The organism is Achromobacter sp. 1012554356 (genome assembly GCF_059760815.1).
Genome location: NZ_JCBANC010000033.1, coordinates 46,089 through 66,439, shown reverse-complemented (window position 1 = coordinate 66,439; position 20,351 = coordinate 46,089). Strand labels below are relative to the sequence as shown.

The window sequence follows — 20,351 nt, the reverse complement described above, 5'->3', positions numbered from 1 at the left end:
GCCTGCGCCAGAACCCACGCCCGCCCCTGCGCCCGACCTGACCACGCAGCTACGCGACAACGTCAAGACGCTGGTGGTGATCTTCGCCGAGAACCGCAGCTTCAACAATCTGTTCGCCAACTTCCCCGGCGTGGAAAAGCCCCTGTCCGCGCTGACGCCGGCCGACTACACGCAGCTCGATCGCGACGGCACACCGTTGCCCGTGCTGCCGCCCGTGTGGAACGGCATGGTGCCCACGTCGCAGCAGGCCAACCACATCACCTACCAGGTGGACCAGGCTGCGGCCTACATGAACAACCTGTCCAACGCGCCGTTCGCGTTGCAGGGACCGCAAGGCGAACCCTTGCCGCAAGGCGTGGTGACGCGCGACCTCTGGCACGTGTTCTACCAGAATCAGATGCAGATCAACGGCGGCAAGAATGACAAATTCGTCGCATGGGCCGATTCCGGCGCGCTCGTCATGGGTCATTACAGCGATTCCGCGTACAACCTGCGGCTGTGGAAGCTGGCGCAGGAATTCGTGCTGTGCGACAACTTCTTCCAGGGCGCCTTCGGCGGCTCGTTCCTGAACCATCAATACCTGGTCGCCGCACGCCCGCCGTTCTATCCGGACGCCGCAAGCTCGGTCGCCCAGCCTCAGATCGCGCAACTGCAAAGCGCCGATCCCGCCGATCCCCGCCTTGAACCCAAGCCCACGTCGCCCGCCAGCGCGCTGACAGGCGTCCCGCAATTCGGCGCCAGCGCGCTCACGCCCGACGGCTACGGGGTCAACACCATGGCCCCGCCTTACTGGCCTTCGTTCAGCCGCGATGCCACCGATCCCACGCTAGCCGACCCGACAAACCCGCAAACCATGGTCCCGCAAACGCACGCCAACATCGGCGACCTGATGAGCGCCAAAGGCCTGGATTGGGCGTGGTACGCAGGCGGCTGGAAAGCGGCCGTGGATTCGACGGCCAATACGGGCTTTCCGTCTTCGCCCAATTTCCAGGCGCACCATCAGCCCTTCAACTACTTCAAGAGCACGGGGCCGGGCACCTCGGCGCGCACGACGCACATCCGCGACGGCGGCCTGGGTGACCTCAATGCCACCAACAACTTCCTGGCCGATGCCGAAGCCGGCACGCTGCCCCCGCTGACCTTCTACAAGCCGCAGGGCAACCTGAACATGCACGCGGGGTATGCGGACGTTGACTCGGGCGATCGCCACATCGCGCACATCGTGGACAGCCTGAGGAAGAGCAAGCAGTGGGAGAACATGGTGGTGGTAATCACCGTGGACGAGAACGGCGGCTGGTGGGATCACGTCGCGCCGCCGCAAGGCGACCGCTGGGGCCCGGGCACGCGCATCCCCGCAGTGATCGTGTCGCCCTTCGCCAAGAAGGGCACCGTGGACCACACCATCTACGACACAGGATCCATCCTGCGCCTTGCGACGCGGCTCTTCGACCTGCCGATGCTCGACGGCCTGAAGGCGCGCGATGACGCCATGACGGCACGCGGGCAAGCGGCGATGGGCGACCTGACGAATGCGCTGACGTTCAGCGCCTGACGCAGGTAGGCGAGCAGGCGGGCGGGCGATTTGTCGGGCGGCGATTTGTCGGGCGGCGATTTGTCGGGTGGAGTTCCTTCGGGCAGCATGCAGTCCGACAGCGATCCGTCTGGCGAATCGCCCGCCTACGCCGTTCCCGCCTGCCCGTGCACGAGCAGCGCGTAGATCTCCGCGACGCGGCCGGTCGTAATCCCCTCGCGTTGCTCGACCGCCAACGGATGGCTCGTCTGCTCCAACTCGATGAACGGCCGGAAGCCGTCGTCCCTGAGATGAACGTGCGTTTTCAATCCGATCGTGTCGGGATACGGGTCAAGCTGCGTCGTGAGCCAGCCAAACAATGGCGGCGTGTGCGAGCGCTTCGGCTCGTCTGACATCCGCACCCATGTCTCGTAGCTTTGCAGACTGAGCGACACCCATACGCCCCATACAAACGGCTCGGGGTGACCCACGATGGGCAGCTCGATGCAGCCGCGCACATAGAAGTGCTGCTCGTCGATCACACAATCGTCGCTGCCCAGATCGCAACGCTGCTCGCGATCTTCAGGCGGCACGGCGTAGTACGTGGCGGGCGCTTCGGCGCCGAAGCTCGGCAGGCCGTAATGGACCTCGTCGCAGGTGGTGCATTTGAAAGAGAAATCCATTGCTGCTGCCTTCATCAAGCGGGGGATGTGGTTGCTCGGGTGCTTTGATTTGCGCGTTTTTCGGCACGCTGAGCCGGTGCTTTAGATCTTTGCTGCTTGCTGTTGATGCGGTGCGGGTTCTTAAGGCGTCCGGCACCGTACCGGACTCTAGCATTTGAAGCTTGTCGGGCGTTGGGGGGTGGCCGGTGTGCTTGGCATTCTTGCGCAGAGGTTCCTGGGCTCAAAGCATCTTGCGGGGCCCGTCCCCGTTCGGCCGCGCGGGCGGCCTTCGGTGACTTACGTGGTGTCTTGCATTGGGGTGATGACGCTTCGCGCGTAGGTGACGCCTCGGTGTCTGACACCCGCATAGATGGACTACAAACTTGAAGCGGCGCCCCCAGGGTGTCAGACACCCAACTTGACGATGCGCGCCCCGTTCGGCCGCGCGAGCGGCCTTCGGTGACTTACGCGGTGTCTTGCGTTGGGGTGATGACGCTTCGCGCGTAGGTGACGCCTCGGTGTCTGACACCCGCATAGATGGACTACAAGCTTGAAGCGGCGCCCCCAAGGGTGTCAGACACCCAACTTGGCGATGCGCCCCATTCGGCCGCGCGGGCGGCCTTCGGTGACTTACGCGGTGTCTTGCATTGGGGTGATGACGCTTCGCGCGTAGGTGACGCCTCGGTGTCTGACACCCGCATAGATGGACTACAAACTTGAAGCGACGCCCCCAGGGTGTCAGACACCCAACTTGGCTATGCGCCCCATTCGGCCGCGCGGGCGGCCTTCGGTGACTTACGCGGTGCATTGCATTGGGGTGATGACGCTTCGCGCGTAGGTGACGCCTCGGTGTCTGACACCCGCATAGATGGACTACAAACCTGAAGCGGCGCCCCCAGGGTGTCAGACACCCAATTTGACGAGTTGCAATCCTATCCGCCACCACGACGCCGGCAGACAGCGCCGCGTGCGAAAATTGCGGACCCTACTTTCCGGGACGGCCGCGTGAAACACCTGCTTGTCAGCCTCGACAGACTGCATGATTTCGACGAAATCATCGACGTGCGCACGCCCCTGGAATTTGCCGACGATCACATCCCAGGTGCTCTCAACGCGCCCGTGCTGGACAACGACGAACGCGCGCTGATCGGCACGATGTACAAACAGGTCTCGCCTTTCGAGGCGTCACGCGCCGGCGCGGCGCTCGTCGCCCGCAACATCGCCCGCCATCTGGAAACCACCTTCGCCGACCGCCCGCAAGGCTGGCGCCCGCTGGTCTACTGCTGGCGCGGGGGCAAACGGTCGGGGTCGATGACCCTGATGTTCAACATGATTGGCTGGCGCGCCCGGCAACTCGACGGCGGCTACAAGACTTACCGGCGCGCCACGCTGGACAGCCTGCAGACGCTCCCGCAGCCTCACCGCTTCGTCGTATTGACCGGCCCAACCGGTAGCGGCAAGACACGCCTGCTGCACGCGCTGCACGAAGCAGGCGCACAGACGCTGGACCTGGAAGACCTCGCATCCCATAGGGGTTCGCTGCTGGGTGCATTGCCCGACGCGCAGCAGCCCACGCAAAAGCGCTTCGACACCCTGCTCGCCGTAAGGCTGCGCGAACTCGACGCCAGCCGGCCGGTGTTCGTCGAAGCAGAAAGCCGCAAGATCGGCGCCGTGGAACTGCCCGCGTCGTTGCTGCACGCCATGCATCAGGGCGACTGCATCGAAGTGCGCTCCAGCCGCGAAGACCGCACGCGCTTCCTGCAGCAGGATTACGCGCGGCTCTTCGACACGCCGGATTGGCTCAAAGCGCAGTTGCAGCGCATGGTGGGACTGCACAGCCGCGACACCATCAAGAACTGGATCACGCTGGTGGACGAAGGCCACCGCGAAGACCTGGCGCGCGAACTGATCGATCGGCATTACGACCCAGCCTATGCGCGCAGTTCGCAATCTCACTTTGTGAACCTGCCGCGAGCCATTCGGCTGGAGTTTCGGCCGAACGATGCGGATGTTATCGATCAGGCCCGTGCGCTGATCAGCCAGCTGGCGTGAATCACGGCAACCGTATCTCGCGACCCCACTCACGTCAGAGGCGCGCAGAAAACAAAAAACCCGCAGAGCAATAAGCTATGCGGGTCTTGAGGCAACCTTTGTTCACTGGTGCAAGTGTCTTTGGCGGAGACGGTGGGATTCGAACCCACGATGCAGTTTTTAGCCACATACTCCCTTAGCAGGGGAGCCCCTTCAGCCTCTCGGGCACGTCTCCGAAAAGAGAACGAGATTCTAGCACGATTTTTTTGGCTCTTGCCCGCGATTCGGGCGTTTACGTAAAAAAATCGTGCCGGAACTGATCGGTCAGACCTTGGTGGCGGGCGCCTGGTCCAGGCCGAAGGCCTTGTGCAGTGCGCGCACGCCCAGTTCCATGTACTTGTCGTCGATGATGACCGAGGTCTTGATTTCGCTGGTGCTGATCATCTGGATGTTGATGCCCTCTTGCGAGAGCGTCTGGAACATCAGGCTGGCGACGCCGACGTGCGAGCGCATGCCGATGCCGACGATGGAGACCTTGGCGACCTTTTCGTCGGTGGACAGTTCACGTGCGCCCACGGCGGGAATGACTTCGCGCTTGAGCAGGTCCACGGCGCGCGCAAATTCGTTGCGGTTCACGGTGAACGAGAAGTCGGTCGTGCCAGCCACGGACTGGTTCTGCACGATCATGTCGACGTCGATGTTGGCGGCGGCGACGGGACCCAGGATGGAGAACGCGATGCCGGGTTTGTCGGGAACACCCAGCAGGGTGATTTTGGCTTCGTCGCGGCTGAAGGCGATGCCGGAGACAACGGCGGCTTCCATTTTTTCGTCTTCCTCAAAAGTAATCAGCGTGCCCGAGACCATTTCTTCCTCGAGCGGGATAAGGGGGTCGGTCAGCGAGGACAGGACCCGGACCGGAACACGATACTTGCCGGCGAATTCGACCGAACGGATCTGCAGGACCTTGGAGCCCAGCGAAGCCATTTCCAGCATTTCCTCGAAGGAAACGACGGACATGCGGCGCGCTTCGGGCACCACGCGCGGATCGGTCGTGTAGACGCCGTCCACGTCGGTGTAGATCAGGCATTCGTCGGCCTTGATGGCCGCTGCCACGGCCACGGCCGAAGTGTCGGAGCCGCCGCGGCCCAGCGTGGTGATGTGGCCGTCAGGGTCGATGCCCTGAAAACCCGTCACGATGACCACGCGGCCGGCGTCCAGATCAGCGCGCACGCGGGCGTCGTCGATGGACGTGATGCGGGCTTTCGTGAACGACGAATCGGTGCGCACGGGCACTTGCCAACCGGCATAGCTGCGCGCGGACACGCCCTCGGCCTGCAAGGCAATGGCCAGAAGGCCGCTGCTGGCTTGCTCGCCCGTAGCGGCGATCATGTCGAGTTCGCGGCCGTCGGGCTGGGGCGAGAGCTCGCGCGCCAGGCCCAGCAGACGATTCGTCTCACCCGCCATGGCGGACGGGACAACAACAACTTGGTGGCCGGCGGCGTGCCACTTTGCGACGCGACGCGCCACGTTTCTGATGCGCTCGACCGAGCCCATCGAAGTACCGCCATATTTGTGAACGATCAGGGACATCTCGTACTCTGGCTGGATACCCGCCGCAAGTGTTGACGGGCAAAACCATATATTCTAGCGCGACGGTAAAAATTTGCGCAGATAGCGCAAATTTATGTCCATTTGGTGGCTTTAACGCCGCGTTGGGCTTGTCGGCACGGTTCCGAAGCGAATCACCTGACCGCCCGCCGCGAACCGGCTTACCCGTTCATGAAACGGCTTCGCCCCGGCGCTCCACCCACACGCGGCCGCGGTGGCATCGCACGACGTGCCCCGCCTGCTCCACGCGCAATTGCCGGTCGTGGCCCAGGCTATGCAGGCCGCGAAGCTGGCGCAGCAGGTCCGCCATGCGCGCATCGGTCGGCATGCGCGCGCCATTGCGCTCCAGCCAATGGCGCAACACTTGCGCCTGACGGGCAGGTGAAAGTCCCCGCCACGCCTGCAACGAAAAGCTCACGCCGTCGGCACTGGGGTCGAGCCCCGCGAAATCCTCACGCGCGACTTCGTCCAGGATCTCTGCCGCCTCGGCCATGTGCCGCGCATGGCGCGCGACGATGCCGCGCCAGCCGGGCCATCTTGCATCCAGCACGGGCGCCAGCAGCTCACGCAGCGCGGCGCGGGTGTAGCGCGGATCGGCATTGGTGGGGTCCTGCACGGCGCGCCAGCCGATGGCGGCCTCGACGTTATCCGCCGCCTGCAGAATCTCGCTGCGATCCCGTTCCAGCCACGGACGCAGATACGTCACGCCGCCGCGCTGCGTCACCGGCGCCATGGCTGCCATGCCCGACAGCCCGGTTCCGCGCAAGAGGCGCAGCAAGACGGTTTCCGCCTGATCGTTGCGGTGATGGGCGAGCAGGATGTGATTGACGCCATCTTCGCCAGCCAACCGGGCCAGCGCGGCATAGCGCGCGTCGCGCGCGGCGGCCTCGATGCCCTTGCCGCTGGCCGGCTCTACGTGGACGCGCGCTTCGATGAGCGGCAGCGCAAGCTTTGCCGCCAGATCCTGTCCGCGTTGCGCCCACTCGTCGGCCTGCGCCTGCAAGCCGTGGTGCACATGAAAGAGCATTACCTCGATGCCAAGCAATGGCGCGACGGCGGCCGCGTGCACGGCGAGCATGGCCGAGTCGGCTCCGCCGCTGAAGGCGACGGCGATACGGCGCGGACGCTCGGACAGTGCCTGGAGCGTCTGGCGCAACGCCGCGGCAAGTGCGGTGGAGATGGGCAGGGAGGGAATGGCGCCCGCGCCGGCCAGAGGATTGCTGCCGGGCGGCGGGACGTCAGTCATGAGAGAGGGCGCGGGGGCCGCGGCGCTGGCTGAAGGCCGGCGCCCTGCCCGCTTTACGCGCGCACTTCCTGGAAGGCGCCGTACGAGAGCACGCGCTGGAGGCGCTGCTCGACGAGCTGATCGGGCGTCAGGCCCTGGAGCTGGCGCAGGGCGTCGCCGAGCGCGCGGCGCAAGAGGCGGGCCATGACGCGGGGGTCGCGGTGCGCGCCGCCCACGGGTTCGTTGACCACGCGGTCCACCAGACCCAGATCCTTGAGGCGGGGCGCGATGATGGCCAGCGCGTCGGCCGCCTCGGGGGCCTTGTCGGCGCTGCGCCAGAGGATCGAGGCGCAGCCTTCCGGCGAAATCACGGCGTAGGTGGCATATTGCAGCATCAGCACGGCGTTGCCGACGGCAATGGCCAGCGCGCCGCCCGAACCGCCTTCGCCGATGATCGTGCAGATCAGCGGGACTTTCAGTTCGGCCATGGCGTAAAGGTTGTGGCCGATGGCTTCGGACTGGCCGCGCTCTTCGGCGCCGATGCCGGGATATGCGCCCGGGGTGTCCACAAAGGTGAAGACGGGAATGCCGAATTTTTCGGCCAGGCGCATCAGGCGCAGGGCCTTGCGATAGCCCTCGGGGCGCGGCATGCCGAAGTTGCGCGCGGCGCGCTCCTTGGTGTCGCGGCCCTTCTGGTGGCCGATGACCATGCACGGCGTGCCATTGAAGCGCGCCAGGCCACCCACGATGGACTGGTCGTCGGCGTACATGCGATCGCCATGCAGTTCATGGAAGTCGGTGAACATTTCGCGCACGTAGTCCAGCGTGTAGGGACGCTGGGGGTGACGCGCGACAAGCGCCGTTTGCCAGGGCGTGAGCTTGGCGTAGATCTCCTTGGCGAGTGTCTGGCTCTTCTGCTGCAGACGTCCGATTTCATCGGAGATGTCTACCGCCGAATCGGCCTGCACATAGCGCAGCTGCTCGATCTTGTTTTCAAGCTCGGCGAGCGGCTGTTCAAATTCCAGAAATGTATTGCGCATGTAGTGTGGTTCCGTAGATGGGCTGCCTGGTTTGCGTCAGTATTGGACCGGCGTCGGTTCCAGACTGCGCCACAGATACCAGGTTGCCACGGTACGCCAGGGTTGCCACGCCAACGAGACTTCGCGAGCCTCGAAGCGAGAGACAGGCTCGCCGCTGAAATAGTGTAGCGAGATTGCCTTGAGCAACCCAGGATCATCCAGCGGCAGGACATCGGGCCGCTGTAGATTGAAAATCAAAAACATCTCCGCCGTCCAGCGTCCGATACCGCGGATGGCGACCAGTTCCGAGATGACGGCCTCGTCGTCCATGGCCGCCCACTTCTCGGGGTGGACCCGGCGTTCGCCGAAATGCACGGCGAGGTCGAGCACGTATTCGGCCTTGCGTTGAGACAGTCCGGCCTTGCGCAGGCCGTCCACGCCAACGCGCAGCACGGCGACGGGCGTGGGGCGTTTGCCCACGGCGTCGATGAACTTGGTCCAGACGGCATCGGCCGCCTTGGGGGAAATCTGTTGCCCGATGATCGCCCGCGCCAGCGTGATGAACGGCGTGCCGCGCGAGGTCAGCCAGACCTCCGGGTGCTGGGGGATGATCTTTTTCAGAATGCGGTCGCGGCGCATCAGGTGCGCCACGGCGGCTTCCCAGTATTCAGGCTTGGGAATCTCGAGATCTGCGGTGGACATGTCCGGCGTATCCTGCGGGGTCACGCGCGGCGCCATTGCGTCAGGCCGCCCGGCTTGTCGTCCAGCTCGATACCGGATTCGCGCAGTTCTGCGCGGATGCGATCGGCCTCGGCGAAATTGCGGGCAGCCTTGGCGGCCGCGCGCGCGTCGATCAGCGACTGGATGGCGTCGGCGTCCAGCGTGCTTCGCGCGCCCTGCTCGATGGCGGCCGCGGAATAGCGGGTGGCAGACTGGAAGTACGTTGCCGGCGCTTGCTGCAGCAGGCCCAGCAGCGCGGCCAGCGCCTTCATCTGCCCGGCGCTGCGCGCGCTTTTGGTACGGTTGGCTTCGGAGGCCAGTTCGAACAGCGCGGCCACGGCGCCCGAGCTGTTGAAGTCGTCATCCATCGCGGCCTTGAAGGCCTGCGCCTGCGGTTCGTTCCAGTCGATGCCCTGATCGTCGGCCGGCACGTTCTGCAAGGCCTGGTATAGGCGATCCAGGGCGTTCTGCGCGTCGATCAGGTTGTCCGGCGTGTAGTTCTGCGGGCTGCGGTAGTGGTTGCGCACAATGAAGAAGCGCACCATTTCCGCTTCGCGCGGGTTCACCTGGTACTCGGACTGGCCGGCCGCCGGTTCGCTCTGCGCGACGGTCTGGCGGATCGTGCGGAAATTGCCCAGGGACTTGGACATCTTGTCCGAATCAACCATCAGCGGGCCGCAGTGCATCCAGATGTTGGCCAGCGTGCCGCCGAACGCGCCCTCGGTCTGGGCGATCTCGTTCTCATGGTGCGGAAATTTCAGGTCCGGACCGCCGCCGTGGATGTCGAGCGGCAGGCCCAGCAGCGACTTGCTCATGGCTGAGCACTCGATGTGCCAGCCCGGGCGTCCCAGGCCGTAGGGCGATTCCCACTTGGTGTCGGCGGGTTCCTCGGCCTTGGCGGACTTCCAGAGGACGAAATCCAGCGGATCGCGCTTGCCGGACCCGACTGCCACGCGCTCGCCGGCGCGCAGGTCATCCAGCGTCTTGCCGGACAGCTTGCCGTAGCCGGGGAAATCGCGCACGGCGTAGTTCACGTCGCCGTCTTCGGCCTGGTAGGCCAGACCGTTGGTTTCAAGCTTGCCGATAATGTCTAGCATCTCGCCCACGTATTGCGTGGCGCGCGGCTCGCGGTCGGGGGATTCGACGCCCAGCGCACGCTCGTCGGCGTGCATGGCGTCGATGTAGAACTCGGTGACTTCGCCGATGCGGCGGCCGGTTTCCACGGCGCGGCGGATGATCTTGTCATCGATGTCCGTGATGTTGCGCACGTAGTCCACCGTCAGGCCGCTGGCGCGCAGCCAGCGCTGCACGACATCAAACGACACCAGCATGCGGGCGTGGCCCAGGTGGCAGAAGTCATACACGGTCATGCCACACACGTACATGCGCACCTGGCCGGCCTGGGCCGGTTTGAACGGTTCTTTGGTACGCGATAACGTGTTGTAGATTTGCAGCATGGCGCGATAGGCTTCGTTTAGTTTTCCGTGGCGGTTTCGGAAAGTTGCTGTCGACGGACGATACCGTCAACGCGTGCCGCCCCATTAGCACTGTGGCAGGTAAATTCGCAGCGGAACAATTTCAATTCTGGCCCTGCTCCGTACTACCTTGAACGCGATGGTCGAGCCAAAAACCCAACCGGGGCTAAAATGGTGGTCGTCAAGTATAGCAAGCGGCCCGGTCGCGCGCGTAAGCGCCGGCCGGCCAAGACTTTTAACGGAACCCCACGTGACTATCAAGCCGCGTTTTTGCGTTGCCCTGCTCGCCCTGGCCCTGGCCGGCACGCCCGCTGGCGTTGCCCTTGCCCAGTCGATGAGCGGCGGCGCGGGATCGAATCCCAACGCCAGCCGCACCACCCTGGACCCGATTCCCCCCGAAGGCGGCTGGGATGCCCTGGCCAATCTGCTGGAAGCCGCCAAGCCCAGCGTGGACACGCGCCTGACGCCGTCCGCCTCCCAGATCACCACGCACATCGAGCGACTGCTCACCCGTGGCGACAATCAGGAAGCCCTGGCGATGATCGAAAAGCGCGAGGCCGAGATCAAGGACCAGCGCGGCACCGACGTCCAGCTCATGTTCCAGCACGCGCGCGCCCTGGCCGCGCTTGATCGCACGAACGAAGCGATCGACATTTACACCGATATGACCACGCGGTTCCCCGAATTGCCGGAACCCTGGAACAACCTGGCGGCTCTATATGCTGGCCGAGGCGAACTCGACCGCGCGCAGGACGCCCTGCAAATGGCACTGCGCGCCGATCCGACCTACGCGGCGGCTCGCGCCAATCTGGGCGACCTGCAACTGCTGCAGGCCTTGCGCACCTACAAGAAGGCCGCCAGCGACGGCGTGCCTGGCATGCGGGAAAAGGTCCGCGAAGTTGAAACAATGTTGAAGGATAAACAAGGCAAATGATGTCCCGTTACTCCCCTCTACACCTGCTGCGCCTGACGGCGTGCTCGTTCGCACTGGCTGCATTCGCTCCGGCGTTCGTCAGCGCCGCCCCCGCAGCCTCTTCTTCCCCCTCCACCTCCGAAGGCACCAAAACCATGAGCACCAATCCCCGCGTCAAGCTTCAAACGAACCAAGGCGACATGGTCATCACCCTGGACGCCGCCAAGGCGCCCAAGTCCGTCGAAAACTTCCTGACCTATGTCAAGGAAGGCTTCTACAACGGCACGGTGTTCCATCGCGTGATCGACGGCTTCATGATCCAAGGCGGCGGCTTTGAACCCGGCATGAAGCAGAAGCAGACGCACGCCCCGATCGAAAACGAGGCCAACAACGGCCTGAAGAACGACAAGTACACCCTGGCCATGGCCCGCACCAGCGATCCGCATTCGGCCACCGCACAGTTCTTCATCAACGTGTCCAACAACGACTTCCTGAACTTCACGTCGCCCACGCCGAACGGCTGGGGCTACGCCGTGTTCGGCACCATCACCGAAGGCACCGACGTGGTCGAGAAGATCAAGGGCGTGAAGACCGGCAACAAGGGCTTCCACCAGAACGTGCCGAACGAAGACGTGATCATCGAGAAGGCCGAAGTTCTTGAATAAGATCTCCCTGCCCGGCCCGGTCTGGCTGGCATCCGACCTGCACCTGGGGCCGGCCACGCCGGCCACCTCGGAGGCCTTCCTGGCCTTTCTGCAGGCGGCAGAGGAAGAGGCGGCAGCCCTGCTGCTGCCCGGCGACATCTTCGACGCCTGGATCGGCGACGACGTGATCCGCGCCGCCCCGCCGTGGCTTGCCACGGTGCTGGTGGCGCTACGCAATACGGCTGCTCGCATCCCGGTTTGGCTGGGCCGCGGCAACCGCGATTTCCTCATCGGCGAAGAACTGGCCAAGGCCGTGGGCGCCAGCCTGCTGCCCGAGCCGGCGCTGCTGGAAACCGATTTCGGCCAGGTCCTGCTGACGCACGGCGACGAGTTCTGTACGGACGACGCCGCCTACCAGCAATTCCGCAAGATGGTCCGCAACCCGCAATGGCAGGCCGAGTTCCTGGCCAAGACCATCCCCGAGCGGTTGGCCATGGCGCAGCAGGCCCGCGGCGAAAGCCAGGCGGCCAACCAGACGAAGTCCATGGAAATCATGGACGTCAACGCGGACGCCATCGAGTCGATCTTCCGCGAGACGGGCGTGCGCGTGCTGGTTCATGGCCACACGCATCGCCCCAACCGCCACGTGCTCGACATCGACGGCCAAAAGCGCGAACGCTGGGTGCTGCCCGACTGGGACTGCGACCACGTGTCACCCCCGCGCGGCGGCTGGCTGGTCATCGACCGCGACGGACTGCAGTTCTACGACCTGGAAACAGAAGCGTAGACGCCGCAAGACCCACGCAATTCAAAAAAAGGGCCGCTTCAAGAAGCGGCCCTTTTTCTGCTCCCGCCGAGGCGGGGAGGAATCAGCGCGTGAAGATCCAGGCCGCCACAATGGCGCCGAAGATGATCCGGTACCAGGCGAACACGCGATACGTGTGGTTGGCCACGAAGCGCAGCACGGCCCGCACCACTACCATGGCGCTCAGGAACGCCGCGATGAAGCCCACGGCGATGCCCGACAGGTCGTGCTGGGTCAGCAGGCCGAAGTTCTTGTACATGTCGTAGGCCGCCGCGCCCAGCATGGTCGGCATGGCCAGGAAGAACGAGAATTCGGTGGCCGTCTTGCGCTGGATGCCGGCGATCATGCCGCCGATGATGGTGGCGCCCGACCGCGAGGTGCCGGGAATCATCGCAAAGCACTGCGCCACGCCCACGCCCAGCGCCTGCTTCCAGGTGATCTGTTCGAGCGTGTGGGCCGAGGCGCGCTCGTCCGACGCGGTGTCGTCAGCGGCGCCCGGCGCATCGCCCGGCGTGTGGCGCGTGCGGCGTTCCACGTACAGCATGATCAGCCCGCCCAGCACCAGCGTCACGACGACCACCGCCGGGTGGTAGAACACCGATTTGATGGTCTTGATGAAGATCGCGCCGATCACCGCCGCCGGCAGGAACGCCAGGATCAGGTTGCGGGTGAAGGCCACTTCGCTGGGCACGCCCGTCAGCGTGCCGCGAATCAGTTGGAGCAGGCGGGCGCGGAAGACCCACATCACGGCAAGGATGGATCCAAGCTGGATGACCACCTCGAACACCTTACCGTCGCCCGAATCGAAATTCAGCCAGTCGCCGACCAGGATGAGGTGGCCCGTGCTGGACACGGGGATGAATTCCGTCAGGCCTTCCAGGATGCCCAGGATGAATGCTTTGATCAGATAGAGCGAGTTCTCGGTCACGGGCTAGGGTCTCTCTCTGTTAGTCGTTGGCTAGGGATGCTTCGTCGGGGAAATGCTCTTCGGGGCGCTTCTCGACGCGCACCAGCGCGATGCGGCGGCCATCCATTTCCAGGACTTCGAAGCGGAAATGCTGGTGATGGATCTGGTATTCGCAGACGTCGCCCGGCTTGGGCAGATGTCCGAAGCGCGAGAGCAGATAGCCCGCGAGCGTGGAAAAGTCCTGGGCGTCGTCGACCAGGCCTTCGGTTTCAAGCACCTGCTCGACGTGGTGCAGGTCGGCCGCCCCGTCGATCTTCCAGGTGTTGGCGCCGTCCGCCACGATGTCGGGCAGTTCGTCCTCATCGGGGAATTCGCCGGCGATGGCTTCGAAGACGTCGATGGGCGTCACCAGCCCCTCGATGGCGCCGAACTCGTCAGCCACCAGCACGAGCTGGCCGCGCGAGCGCTTGAGGGTGTCCATGAGGCGCAGGATGCCGATCGACTCGTGCACGATGATCGGATCGCGCAGGCGGTTGCGGCGCACCCGGCCTTCGGTGATCAGGTCCGCGATCAGGTCCTTGGCGCGGCCGATGCCCAGCACTTCATCCAGCGAGCCGCGGCACACCGGGAAGAAGCTGTGCGGCGCCTCGGTGAGCTGGCGGCGGATGTTGTCGGGATCGTCGTCGATATTGATCCAGGAAACGTCCGTGCGCGGCGTCATGATGGACCGGATGGAACGCTCGGCCAGCGTCAGCACGCCGCTGACCATGTTGCGCTCTTCGACCCCGAACGCCTGGACGGCCGGGCTGCCGGCATGGGGCAGGTCGGGTTCGTCGCTGGCCGGCGGGCGCTTGCCCAGCATGCGCAGCACGGCCGAGGCGGTGCGTTCGCGCATGGGGAAGCGGGCGTCGAGCTTGAGCAGGTTGCGGCGCGCCACCTGGTTGAGCGCCTCGATGGCAACCGAGAAACCGATGGCCGCGTACAGATAGCCCTTGGGCACCTTGAAGCCGAAGGCTTCGGCCAGGAGCGAAAAGCCGATCATCAGCAAGAAGCCCAGGCACAGCACCACCACCGTCGGGTGGGCGTTGACAAAGCGCGTCAGCGGCTTGGACGCGATCAGCATGATGCCGATAGCGATGATGACCGCGATCATCATGATGGCCAGGTGGTCCACCATGCCGACGGCGGTAATCACCGAGTCCAGCGAAAACACGGCATCCAGCACCACGATCTGCGTGACGATCACCCAGAAGCTGGCGTAGACGCGCGGGCCGGACGAGCCGGTGTGCATGCTGCCTTCAAGGCGCTCGTGCAGTTCCATCGTGCCTTTGAACAGCAGGAACAGGCCGCCCACCATCAGGATCAGGTCGCGACCCGAAGGCGATAGTGGACCGATATTGAACAGGGGGGTAGTCAGCGTGACCAGCCATGACATGACGGACAACAGGCCCAGGCGCATGATGAGCGCGAGGCTCAGGCCCATGATGCGCGCGCGATCGCGCTGCGCGGGCGGCAGCTTGTCCGCCAGGATGGCGATAAAAATCAGGTTATCAATGCCCAGGACGATCTCAAGGACGACCAGGGTAAGCAAGCCGACCCACGCAGCGGGGTCCAGCAGCCACTCCATCAGGAGCTCCAGAAGTTACACGACCGGTAATCGTACATGGAAAATCCATGACATGCCGGTGACGCATCCCGTCCGTAAGCCTGATGGACAGAGGCTTTGGGCCGAATGGACTAAGGCTTGCAAGCGCCTGAATCCGGCCCGTCGGCCCGGTTCACGCGCGCCGCGCGACAGGCGCCGCGGGCATGAAAAAGCCGGCCCCCCGGCCGGCTCTTGCTTGTCTCAACAGACCCGTCGGGGGGATTAGCCGCCGACTTTGAGCGTGCCCTTCATCATGGCCCAGTGGCCGGGGAAGGAGCAGAAGAATGCGTAGTTTTCGCCAGCGGCGAGCTTGGAGACGTCGATCTTGACGGAGTCGGATTCGCCGCCGCCGATGACCTTGGTGTGGGCGATGACGCGGGTGTCGCCCGCCTTGACGTAGTCCTGCGCGAGGCCGGCGCCCATGCCGTCCGTGGCGACGCCCTGCTTGTCGGCTTCCTTGGTGAGGACCCAGTTGTGGCCCATCGCGACCTTGGCCATCTTGCCGACGTGCTTCAGGTTGACCGTGAATTCCTTGCAGCTCTTGTCGACCACGATTTCCTTGACGTTGAACTGCATGGCGTCGTTGCTTTCGACGGTGGCTTCACATTGCGCGGCCAGCACGGGCAGGCTGGAGGCGGAAAGAAGGATGGCGAGGGTGGCTTTTGCCAGCATGAAATTCTCCGATGACACAGCGGTCGATGCACGTACGCCAGCCATATGCAGACGCCGTTGCCGCCGCGGGTCAGTGTAGGACTGCCTTCTCGTCGTCCGATTGACATCCATCAACACCACCCGCGGATACCCCCCAAATCTACGGAACTTCCCCTACATATCGTAGGGCTATTAGGCCTTCGACTCTGTCAGATTGACAAACCGCAATCCACCCCCCGATGCATGTTCGTAGGATGCCCGTAAGCAAACACGACGAACAGAGTTCAGCATGCGCGGCAGTACCGCAGTACACCTTCGGGTCACAAAATACGTTCAAGCCGCGTTCATTGCTTTATGGCTTTCCTGTCTGTTCCTGGCGCAAGCGGCGCAGGCGCAACGCCTGCCTGAATTCCTGGCCAGCACACCCATCACGGACGTATTCCCCGGCGCCGACCGCTCCGGGCCCGTCGAGGGCAAGCCCGCCATTGCCCGCGTGTTTGCGGGCAATAAGCCGCTCGGCCTTGTCTACCTGACTACCGACGTGGTCAACACCCGCGGCTACTCAAGCAAGCCGATCGACGTGCTGGTGGGGCTTTCCGACAGCGGCCGCATCATGGGCGCCAAGCTGGTCGAGCACCACGAGCCCATCGTGCTGATCGGCATACCGCAAGCCAAGGTCGATCGTTTCATCCAGGGCTACGTCGGCCTGAACTTCGTCGAGTCCCCGCCCCGTCACGGCGCACCGCCGCCCGTGGACATCGTCAGCGGCGCAACGGTCACGCTGATGGTGATCGGCGACACGATCACACGGTCCGCCATTGCGGTGGCGCGCGCGCACGGCATCGACAAGTCGGGCGCGCCACGCGCCGCGGCGCAGCCGGCTGCCACCCGCGTCCTCGACGAAGACAAGGACACCGTGCAGACCTGGCAGGAACTGCTTGACGCGGGCGCCGTGAAGAACCTGCGCCTGACGCCCGACGACGTCAATCAGGCGTTCCTGCGGTCCGGCCGCAAGGACGCGGCCGATCATGGCGAGGGCGGCCCCGACGATACCTTCATCGACCTGTATGCCGCGCTGGTCAGCGCACCATCCATCGGCCGCAGCCTGCTGGGCGACATCGGCTGGCAGCGCCTGAAGGAACGCCTCAAGCCCGGCCAGCAGGCTGTGCTGGTCGCGGGCAATGGTCTCTATTCATTCAAGGGGTCCGGTTACGTGCGCGGCGGCATCTTCGACCGCATCGAGGTCATCCAGGACGAAGGCGCCTTCCGGTTCCGCGACCGCAACCACCAGCGGCTGGCCGACATCAACGCCAAGGGCGCGCCGGCGCTGCGCGAAGTCGCCCTCTTTGTCGTGCCCGAAGACGCCTCGCTCGACCCGGTCAAGCCGTGGCGCCTGCAACTGATGGTGCAGCGCGTGCTCAGCGTGTCGGACAAAGCGTTCGTCACGTTCGATCTGCCGTATGACCTGCCCGCGGCCTACACCCGCACCGTCGCGCCGCCGCCGGCGCCCGCCGCCAGTCAATCCTCCGCCATTCAGTCCGCCGCCGCCACGGCGCCCTCGCCCGACGCCGAATCCGCGCCGCCCGCGCTGTGGAAGCAGATCTGGCAGGGCAAGGCCGGCCAGATCGCCATCCTGACCGTCGCGCTGACGGTGCTCGTCGGCATTTTCTTCTTCCAGGACCAGCTCACCTCACGCCCGCTGATGCACGACAGGCTGCGTCTGGCGTTCCTGGCCTTCGCGCTGTTCTGGATCGGCTGGTACGGGCAGGCGCAGTTATCCATCGTGAACGTGCTGACATTCTTCTCGGCCTTGCGCACCGACTTCCGCTGGGAATACTTCCTGATGGATCCGCTGGTATTCATCCTGTGGTGCGCCACCGCCATCTCCATGGTCTTCTGGAACCGCGGCGCGTTCTGCGGCTGGCTGTGCCCGTTCGGCGCGCTGCAGGAACTGACCAACCGCATCGCCCGGCGGCTTGGTGTGCGCCAGCTCAAGATTCGCCACGGCGTGGCGCAACGGCTGTCCACGCTCAAGTACGTGATCTTCCTGCTGCTCTTCGGCTTCTCGCTGTATGACCTTGCAGTTGCCGAGCAACTGGCCGAAGTCGAACCCTTCAAGACCGCGATCATCCTGCACTTCGTGCGCCACTGGCCCTTCGTGCTGTTCGCCGTGGCGCTGCTGGCCGCAGGTCTGTTCATCGAGCGCTTCTTCTGCCGCTACCTGTGCCCGCTGGGCGCCGCGCTGGCCATCCCCGCCCGGCTGCGTATCTTCAATTGGCTCAAGCGCTACCGCGACTGCGGCAACCCCTGTCAGCGGTGCAACATCGAATGCCCCGTTCAGGCGATCGACCCCTCCGGCGAAATCAATCCGAACGAGTGCATCCAGTGCCTGCACTGCCAGATGCTTTACCACCACAAACAGAAGTGCCCTCACCTGATCCAGAAGCAGGCAAAGCGTGAGCGGCGCCCGGCTCCGCCCCCTGAGCCGTTGGTGCAGGAAGTCGTTCTGCATCGCATGCCGACCCCCAACTCGGCAAATCGCCCCAACCGGGAATCGTGAAACACGATTTTCGTACCGCGGCGCAATGCGCCGTCCCTACCTAGGAGTTATCCATGTCCGACAAGATCCCCGAAAAAGCCGGCCTCACCCGCCGAAGCTTCCTGGGCACCGCAGCCATCACCGGCGCGGCCGGCCTCGTTGCCGGGGCGCAGATGTCCACCGCGCACGGCAAAGAGGGCAAATCTGGCAACGGCGCCGTGCTCGGGCATGTCGCGCCGGGCGAGCTCGACGAATACTATGCGTTCAACTCCAGCGGCCAGTCGGGCGAAGTCCGCGTGCTGGGCCTGCCGTCCATGCGCGAACTCGTGCGCATTCCCGTCTTCAACCATTGCAGCGCCACCGGCTGGGGCCGCACGAACGAAAGCCGCAAGGTTCTGACCGACGGCCTCACGCCTGAAACCCGCGAATACCTCAAGGATAAGGGCGGCGTGTTCCCCAACGGCGACGCCCACCACCCCCACCTGTCGTTCACCGACCAGACCTACGACGGCCGCTACCTCTTCATCAACGACAAGGCCAACAATCGCGTGGCCCGCATCCGCCTGGACGTGATGAAGACCGACAAGATCGTTGAGCTGCCCAACGTGTCGGGCGTGCACGGCCTGCGTCCGCAGCGCTATCCGCGCACCGGCTACGTGTTTGCCAACGGCGAGCACATCATCCCGCTGCCTAACGACGGCAAGGTGCTTGACGATCCCAAGAAGAACTTCTTCTCGGTCTACTCGGCCATTGATGGCGACACCATGAAGGTCGCGTGGCAAGTGCTGGTCGACGGCAACCTGGACAACGGCGACGCCGACTACCAGGGCAAATACTCGTTCGCCACCTGCTACAACTCGGAGAAAGGCGTCACCGTCGAGGAAATGTCCGCCAACGAGCAGGACTGGGTCGTGGTCTTCGACCTCAAGCGCATCGAGAAGGCGGTCAAGGACGGCGACTTCAAGACGATGGGCGGCGTGCCGGTCGTCGACGGCCGCCACGGCTCCAAGTACACGCGCTACATCCCGGTCCCCAACTCGCCCCACGGCTGCAACGCCGCGCCCGACGGCATCCATCTCATGCTGAACGGCAAGCTCTCGCCCACCGTCACCGTGATCGACGTGCGCAAGCTGGACGACCTGTTCGCCGACAAGATCAAGCCTCGCGACTGCGTCGTGGCCGAGCCGCAATTGGGCCTTGGCCCGCTGCATACCGCGTTCGACGGCCGCGGCAACGCCTACACCACACTGTTCATCGACAGCCAGATGGTCAAGTGGAACATCGACAAGGCCAAGCGCGCCTACAAGGGCGAAAAGGTCGACCCGATCCTCCAGAAGCTGGACGTGCATTACCAGCCGGGCCACAACCACTCCACGATGGGCGAAACCAAGGAAGCCGACGGCAAATGGCTGGTGTCGCTGAACAAGTTCTCGAAGGATCGCTTCCTGAACGTGGGTCCGCTCAAGCCCGAGAACGACCAGCTCATCGACATTTCCGGCGACGAGATGAAGCTCGTGCATGACGGCCCCAGCTTCGCCGAGCCGCACGACATGTGCCTGGTGCACCGTTCCAAGATCAACCCGATCAGCGTCTGGAAGCGCGACGACCCCATGTGGGAAGACGCCCGCCAAATCGCCAAGAAGGACGGCGTGTCGCTGGAAGACGCCGCCAAGGTCGTGCGCGACGGCAACAAGGTCCGCGTGTACATGATGGCGGTGGCGCCGATGTTCAGCTTGAAGCAGTTCGAGGTGAACCAGGGCGACGAGGTCACGGTGTTCGTGACCAACATGGAAGTGATCGAAGACCTGACGCACGGCTTCACGCTGGAAGGCCACGGCATCGCCATGGAGATCGGACCTCAGGCCACGTCGTCCATCACGTTCAAGGCGGATCGCCCTGGCATCTACTGGTACTACTGCCAGTGGTTCTGCCACGCGCTGCACATGGAAATGTCCGGCCAGATGATCGTGCATCCCAAGAAGTCTGCGTAACGATCC

General features: G+C 64.4%; 16 protein-coding genes and 1 tRNA gene. 7 read left to right on the top strand and 10 right to left on the bottom strand.

Annotated features, from left to right (window positions below):
* On the top strand, positions 1-1,552 hold a 1,552-nt coding region (gene acpA, locus AC6LJW_RS17770; protein WP_498087879.1), incomplete at its 5' end, for an acid phosphatase.
* Between the two features lie 125 nt (positions 1,553-1,677).
* Here acpA and AC6LJW_RS17765 read toward each other — a convergent pair.
* The gene (locus tag AC6LJW_RS17765; RefSeq protein WP_427986613.1) at positions 1,678-2,193 is read right to left on the bottom strand and encodes a DUF2199 domain-containing protein; all 516 of its coding nucleotides are present in this window, start codon (positions 2,191-2,193) and stop codon (positions 1,678-1,680) included.
* A gap of 984 nt (positions 2,194-3,177) precedes the next feature.
* On the opposite strand from AC6LJW_RS17765, the gene mnmH reads away from it, so the two are divergent.
* Entirely contained in the window at positions 3,178-4,224 is a 1,047-nt protein-coding gene (gene mnmH / locus AC6LJW_RS17760) for a tRNA 2-selenouridine(34) synthase MnmH (RefSeq protein ID WP_427986614.1), read from the top strand.
* Positions 4,225-4,345: 121 nt separating this feature from the next.
* Here mnmH and AC6LJW_RS17755 read toward each other — a convergent pair.
* The 6 genes from AC6LJW_RS17755 to cysS form a co-directional block, all read right to left on the bottom strand.
* A tRNA-Ser gene (locus tag AC6LJW_RS17755) sits at positions 4,346-4,438 on the bottom strand.
* 89 nt (positions 4,439-4,527) lie between these two features.
* Positions 4,528-5,793 carry an aspartate kinase gene (locus AC6LJW_RS17750; protein ID WP_056563512.1) on the bottom strand — a complete coding sequence of 422 codons (1,266 nt, stop codon included), beginning with the start codon at positions 5,791-5,793 and terminating at the stop codon, positions 4,528-4,530.
* A 187-nt stretch (positions 5,794-5,980) separates the two neighbouring features.
* Positions 5,981-7,057 carry a tRNA lysidine(34) synthetase TilS gene (gene tilS / locus AC6LJW_RS17745; protein WP_498087878.1) on the bottom strand — a complete coding sequence of 359 codons (1,077 nt, stop codon included), beginning with the start codon at positions 7,055-7,057 and terminating at the stop codon, positions 5,981-5,983.
* Positions 7,058-7,110: 53 nt separating this feature from the next.
* Positions 7,111-8,076 (bottom strand): acetyl-CoA carboxylase carboxyltransferase subunit alpha, encoded by a 966-nt coding sequence (locus AC6LJW_RS17740; RefSeq protein ID WP_056563515.1) that lies wholly within the window; start codon positions 8,074-8,076, stop codon positions 7,111-7,113.
* 36 nt (positions 8,077-8,112) lie between these two features.
* The gene (locus AC6LJW_RS17735; protein ID WP_056566776.1) at positions 8,113-8,757 is read right to left on the bottom strand and encodes a DNA-3-methyladenine glycosylase family protein; all 645 of its coding nucleotides are present in this window, start codon (positions 8,755-8,757) and stop codon (positions 8,113-8,115) included.
* A 20-nt stretch (positions 8,758-8,777) separates the two neighbouring features.
* Positions 8,778-10,232: a cysteine--tRNA ligase gene (cysS, locus tag AC6LJW_RS17730; RefSeq protein WP_498087877.1), complete on the bottom strand. Its 1,455-nt coding sequence runs from the start codon at positions 10,230-10,232 to the stop codon at positions 8,778-8,780.
* Positions 10,233-10,500: 268 nt separating this feature from the next.
* Here cysS and AC6LJW_RS17725 point away from each other — a divergent pair, with 268 nt between their 5' ends.
* The 3 genes from AC6LJW_RS17725 (at position 10,501) to AC6LJW_RS17715 (ending at position 12,594) form a co-directional block, all read left to right on the top strand.
* Positions 10,501-11,184 (top strand): tetratricopeptide repeat protein, encoded by a 684-nt coding sequence (locus tag AC6LJW_RS17725; RefSeq protein ID WP_056563521.1) that lies wholly within the window; start codon positions 10,501-10,503, stop codon positions 11,182-11,184.
* A 134-nt stretch (positions 11,185-11,318) separates the two neighbouring features.
* A complete protein-coding gene (locus tag AC6LJW_RS17720; RefSeq protein WP_056563523.1) occupies positions 11,319-11,828 on the top strand; it encodes a peptidylprolyl isomerase in 510 nt (169 codons plus the stop codon).
* Positions 11,821-12,594 (top strand): UDP-2,3-diacylglucosamine diphosphatase, encoded by a 774-nt coding sequence (locus AC6LJW_RS17715; RefSeq protein ID WP_427986617.1) that lies wholly within the window; start codon positions 11,821-11,823, stop codon positions 12,592-12,594. Before AC6LJW_RS17720 ends, AC6LJW_RS17715 begins: the two co-directional genes overlap by 8 nt.
* 82 nt (positions 12,595-12,676) lie before the next feature.
* Here AC6LJW_RS17715 and AC6LJW_RS17710 read toward each other — a convergent pair whose 3' ends face one another.
* The 3 genes from AC6LJW_RS17710 to azu form a co-directional block, all read right to left on the bottom strand.
* On the bottom strand, positions 12,677-13,540 hold the full coding sequence (locus AC6LJW_RS17710; protein WP_056563528.1) for an undecaprenyl-diphosphate phosphatase: 864 nt from the start codon (positions 13,538-13,540) through the stop codon (positions 12,677-12,679).
* Positions 13,541-13,559: 19 nt separating this feature from the next.
* Positions 13,560-15,146: a TerC family protein gene (locus AC6LJW_RS17705; RefSeq protein ID WP_056563530.1), complete on the bottom strand. Its 1,587-nt coding sequence runs from the start codon at positions 15,144-15,146 to the stop codon at positions 13,560-13,562.
* A gap of 240 nt (positions 15,147-15,386) precedes the next feature.
* On the bottom strand, positions 15,387-15,836 hold the full coding sequence (gene azu, locus AC6LJW_RS17700; protein ID WP_056563534.1) for an azurin: 450 nt from the start codon (positions 15,834-15,836) through the stop codon (positions 15,387-15,389).
* A gap of 268 nt (positions 15,837-16,104) precedes the next feature.
* Here azu and AC6LJW_RS17695 point away from each other — a divergent pair, with 268 nt between their 5' ends.
* On the top strand, positions 16,105-18,375 hold the full coding sequence (locus AC6LJW_RS17695) for a 4Fe-4S binding protein (RefSeq protein ID WP_498087876.1): 2,271 nt from the start codon (positions 16,105-16,107) through the stop codon (positions 18,373-18,375).
* Between the two features lie 53 nt (positions 18,376-18,428).
* A complete protein-coding gene (gene nosZ / locus AC6LJW_RS17690) occupies positions 18,429-20,345 on the top strand; it encodes a TAT-dependent nitrous-oxide reductase (RefSeq protein WP_498087875.1) in 1,917 nt (638 codons plus the stop codon).
* Positions 20,346-20,351 lie beyond the last annotated feature (6 nt).

Excerpts from the sequence above, each read along its gene's own strand:
- AC6LJW_RS17765 (WP_427986613.1), bottom strand. The coding sequence starts at position 2,193 with ATGGATTTCTCTTTCAAATGCACCACCTGCGACGAGGTCCATTACGGC.
- AC6LJW_RS17750 (WP_056563512.1), bottom strand. The coding sequence starts at position 5,793 with ATGTCCCTGATCGTTCACAAATATGGCGGTACTTCGATGGGCTCGGTC.
- tilS (WP_498087878.1), bottom strand. The coding sequence starts at position 7,057 with ATGACTGACGTCCCGCCGCCCGGCAGCAATCCTCTGGCCGGCGCGGGC.
- AC6LJW_RS17740 (WP_056563515.1), bottom strand. The coding sequence starts at position 8,076 with ATGCGCAATACATTTCTGGAATTTGAACAGCCGCTCGCCGAGCTTGAA.
- AC6LJW_RS17735 (WP_056566776.1), bottom strand. The coding sequence starts at position 8,757 with ATGTCCACCGCAGATCTCGAGATTCCCAAGCCTGAATACTGGGAAGCC.
- cysS (WP_498087877.1), bottom strand. The coding sequence starts at position 10,232 with ATGCTGCAAATCTACAACACGTTATCGCGTACCAAAGAACCGTTCAAA.
- AC6LJW_RS17720 (WP_056563523.1), top strand. The coding sequence starts at position 11,319 with ATGAGCACCAATCCCCGCGTCAAGCTTCAAACGAACCAAGGCGACATG.
- AC6LJW_RS17705 (WP_056563530.1), bottom strand. The coding sequence starts at position 15,146 with ATGGAGTGGCTGCTGGACCCCGCTGCGTGGGTCGGCTTGCTTACCCTG.
- azu (WP_056563534.1), bottom strand. The coding sequence starts at position 15,836 with ATGCTGGCAAAAGCCACCCTCGCCATCCTTCTTTCCGCCTCCAGCCTG.
- AC6LJW_RS17695 (WP_498087876.1), top strand. The coding sequence starts at position 16,105 with ATGCGCGGCAGTACCGCAGTACACCTTCGGGTCACAAAATACGTTCAA.
- nosZ (WP_498087875.1), top strand. The coding sequence starts at position 18,429 with ATGTCCGACAAGATCCCCGAAAAAGCCGGCCTCACCCGCCGAAGCTTC.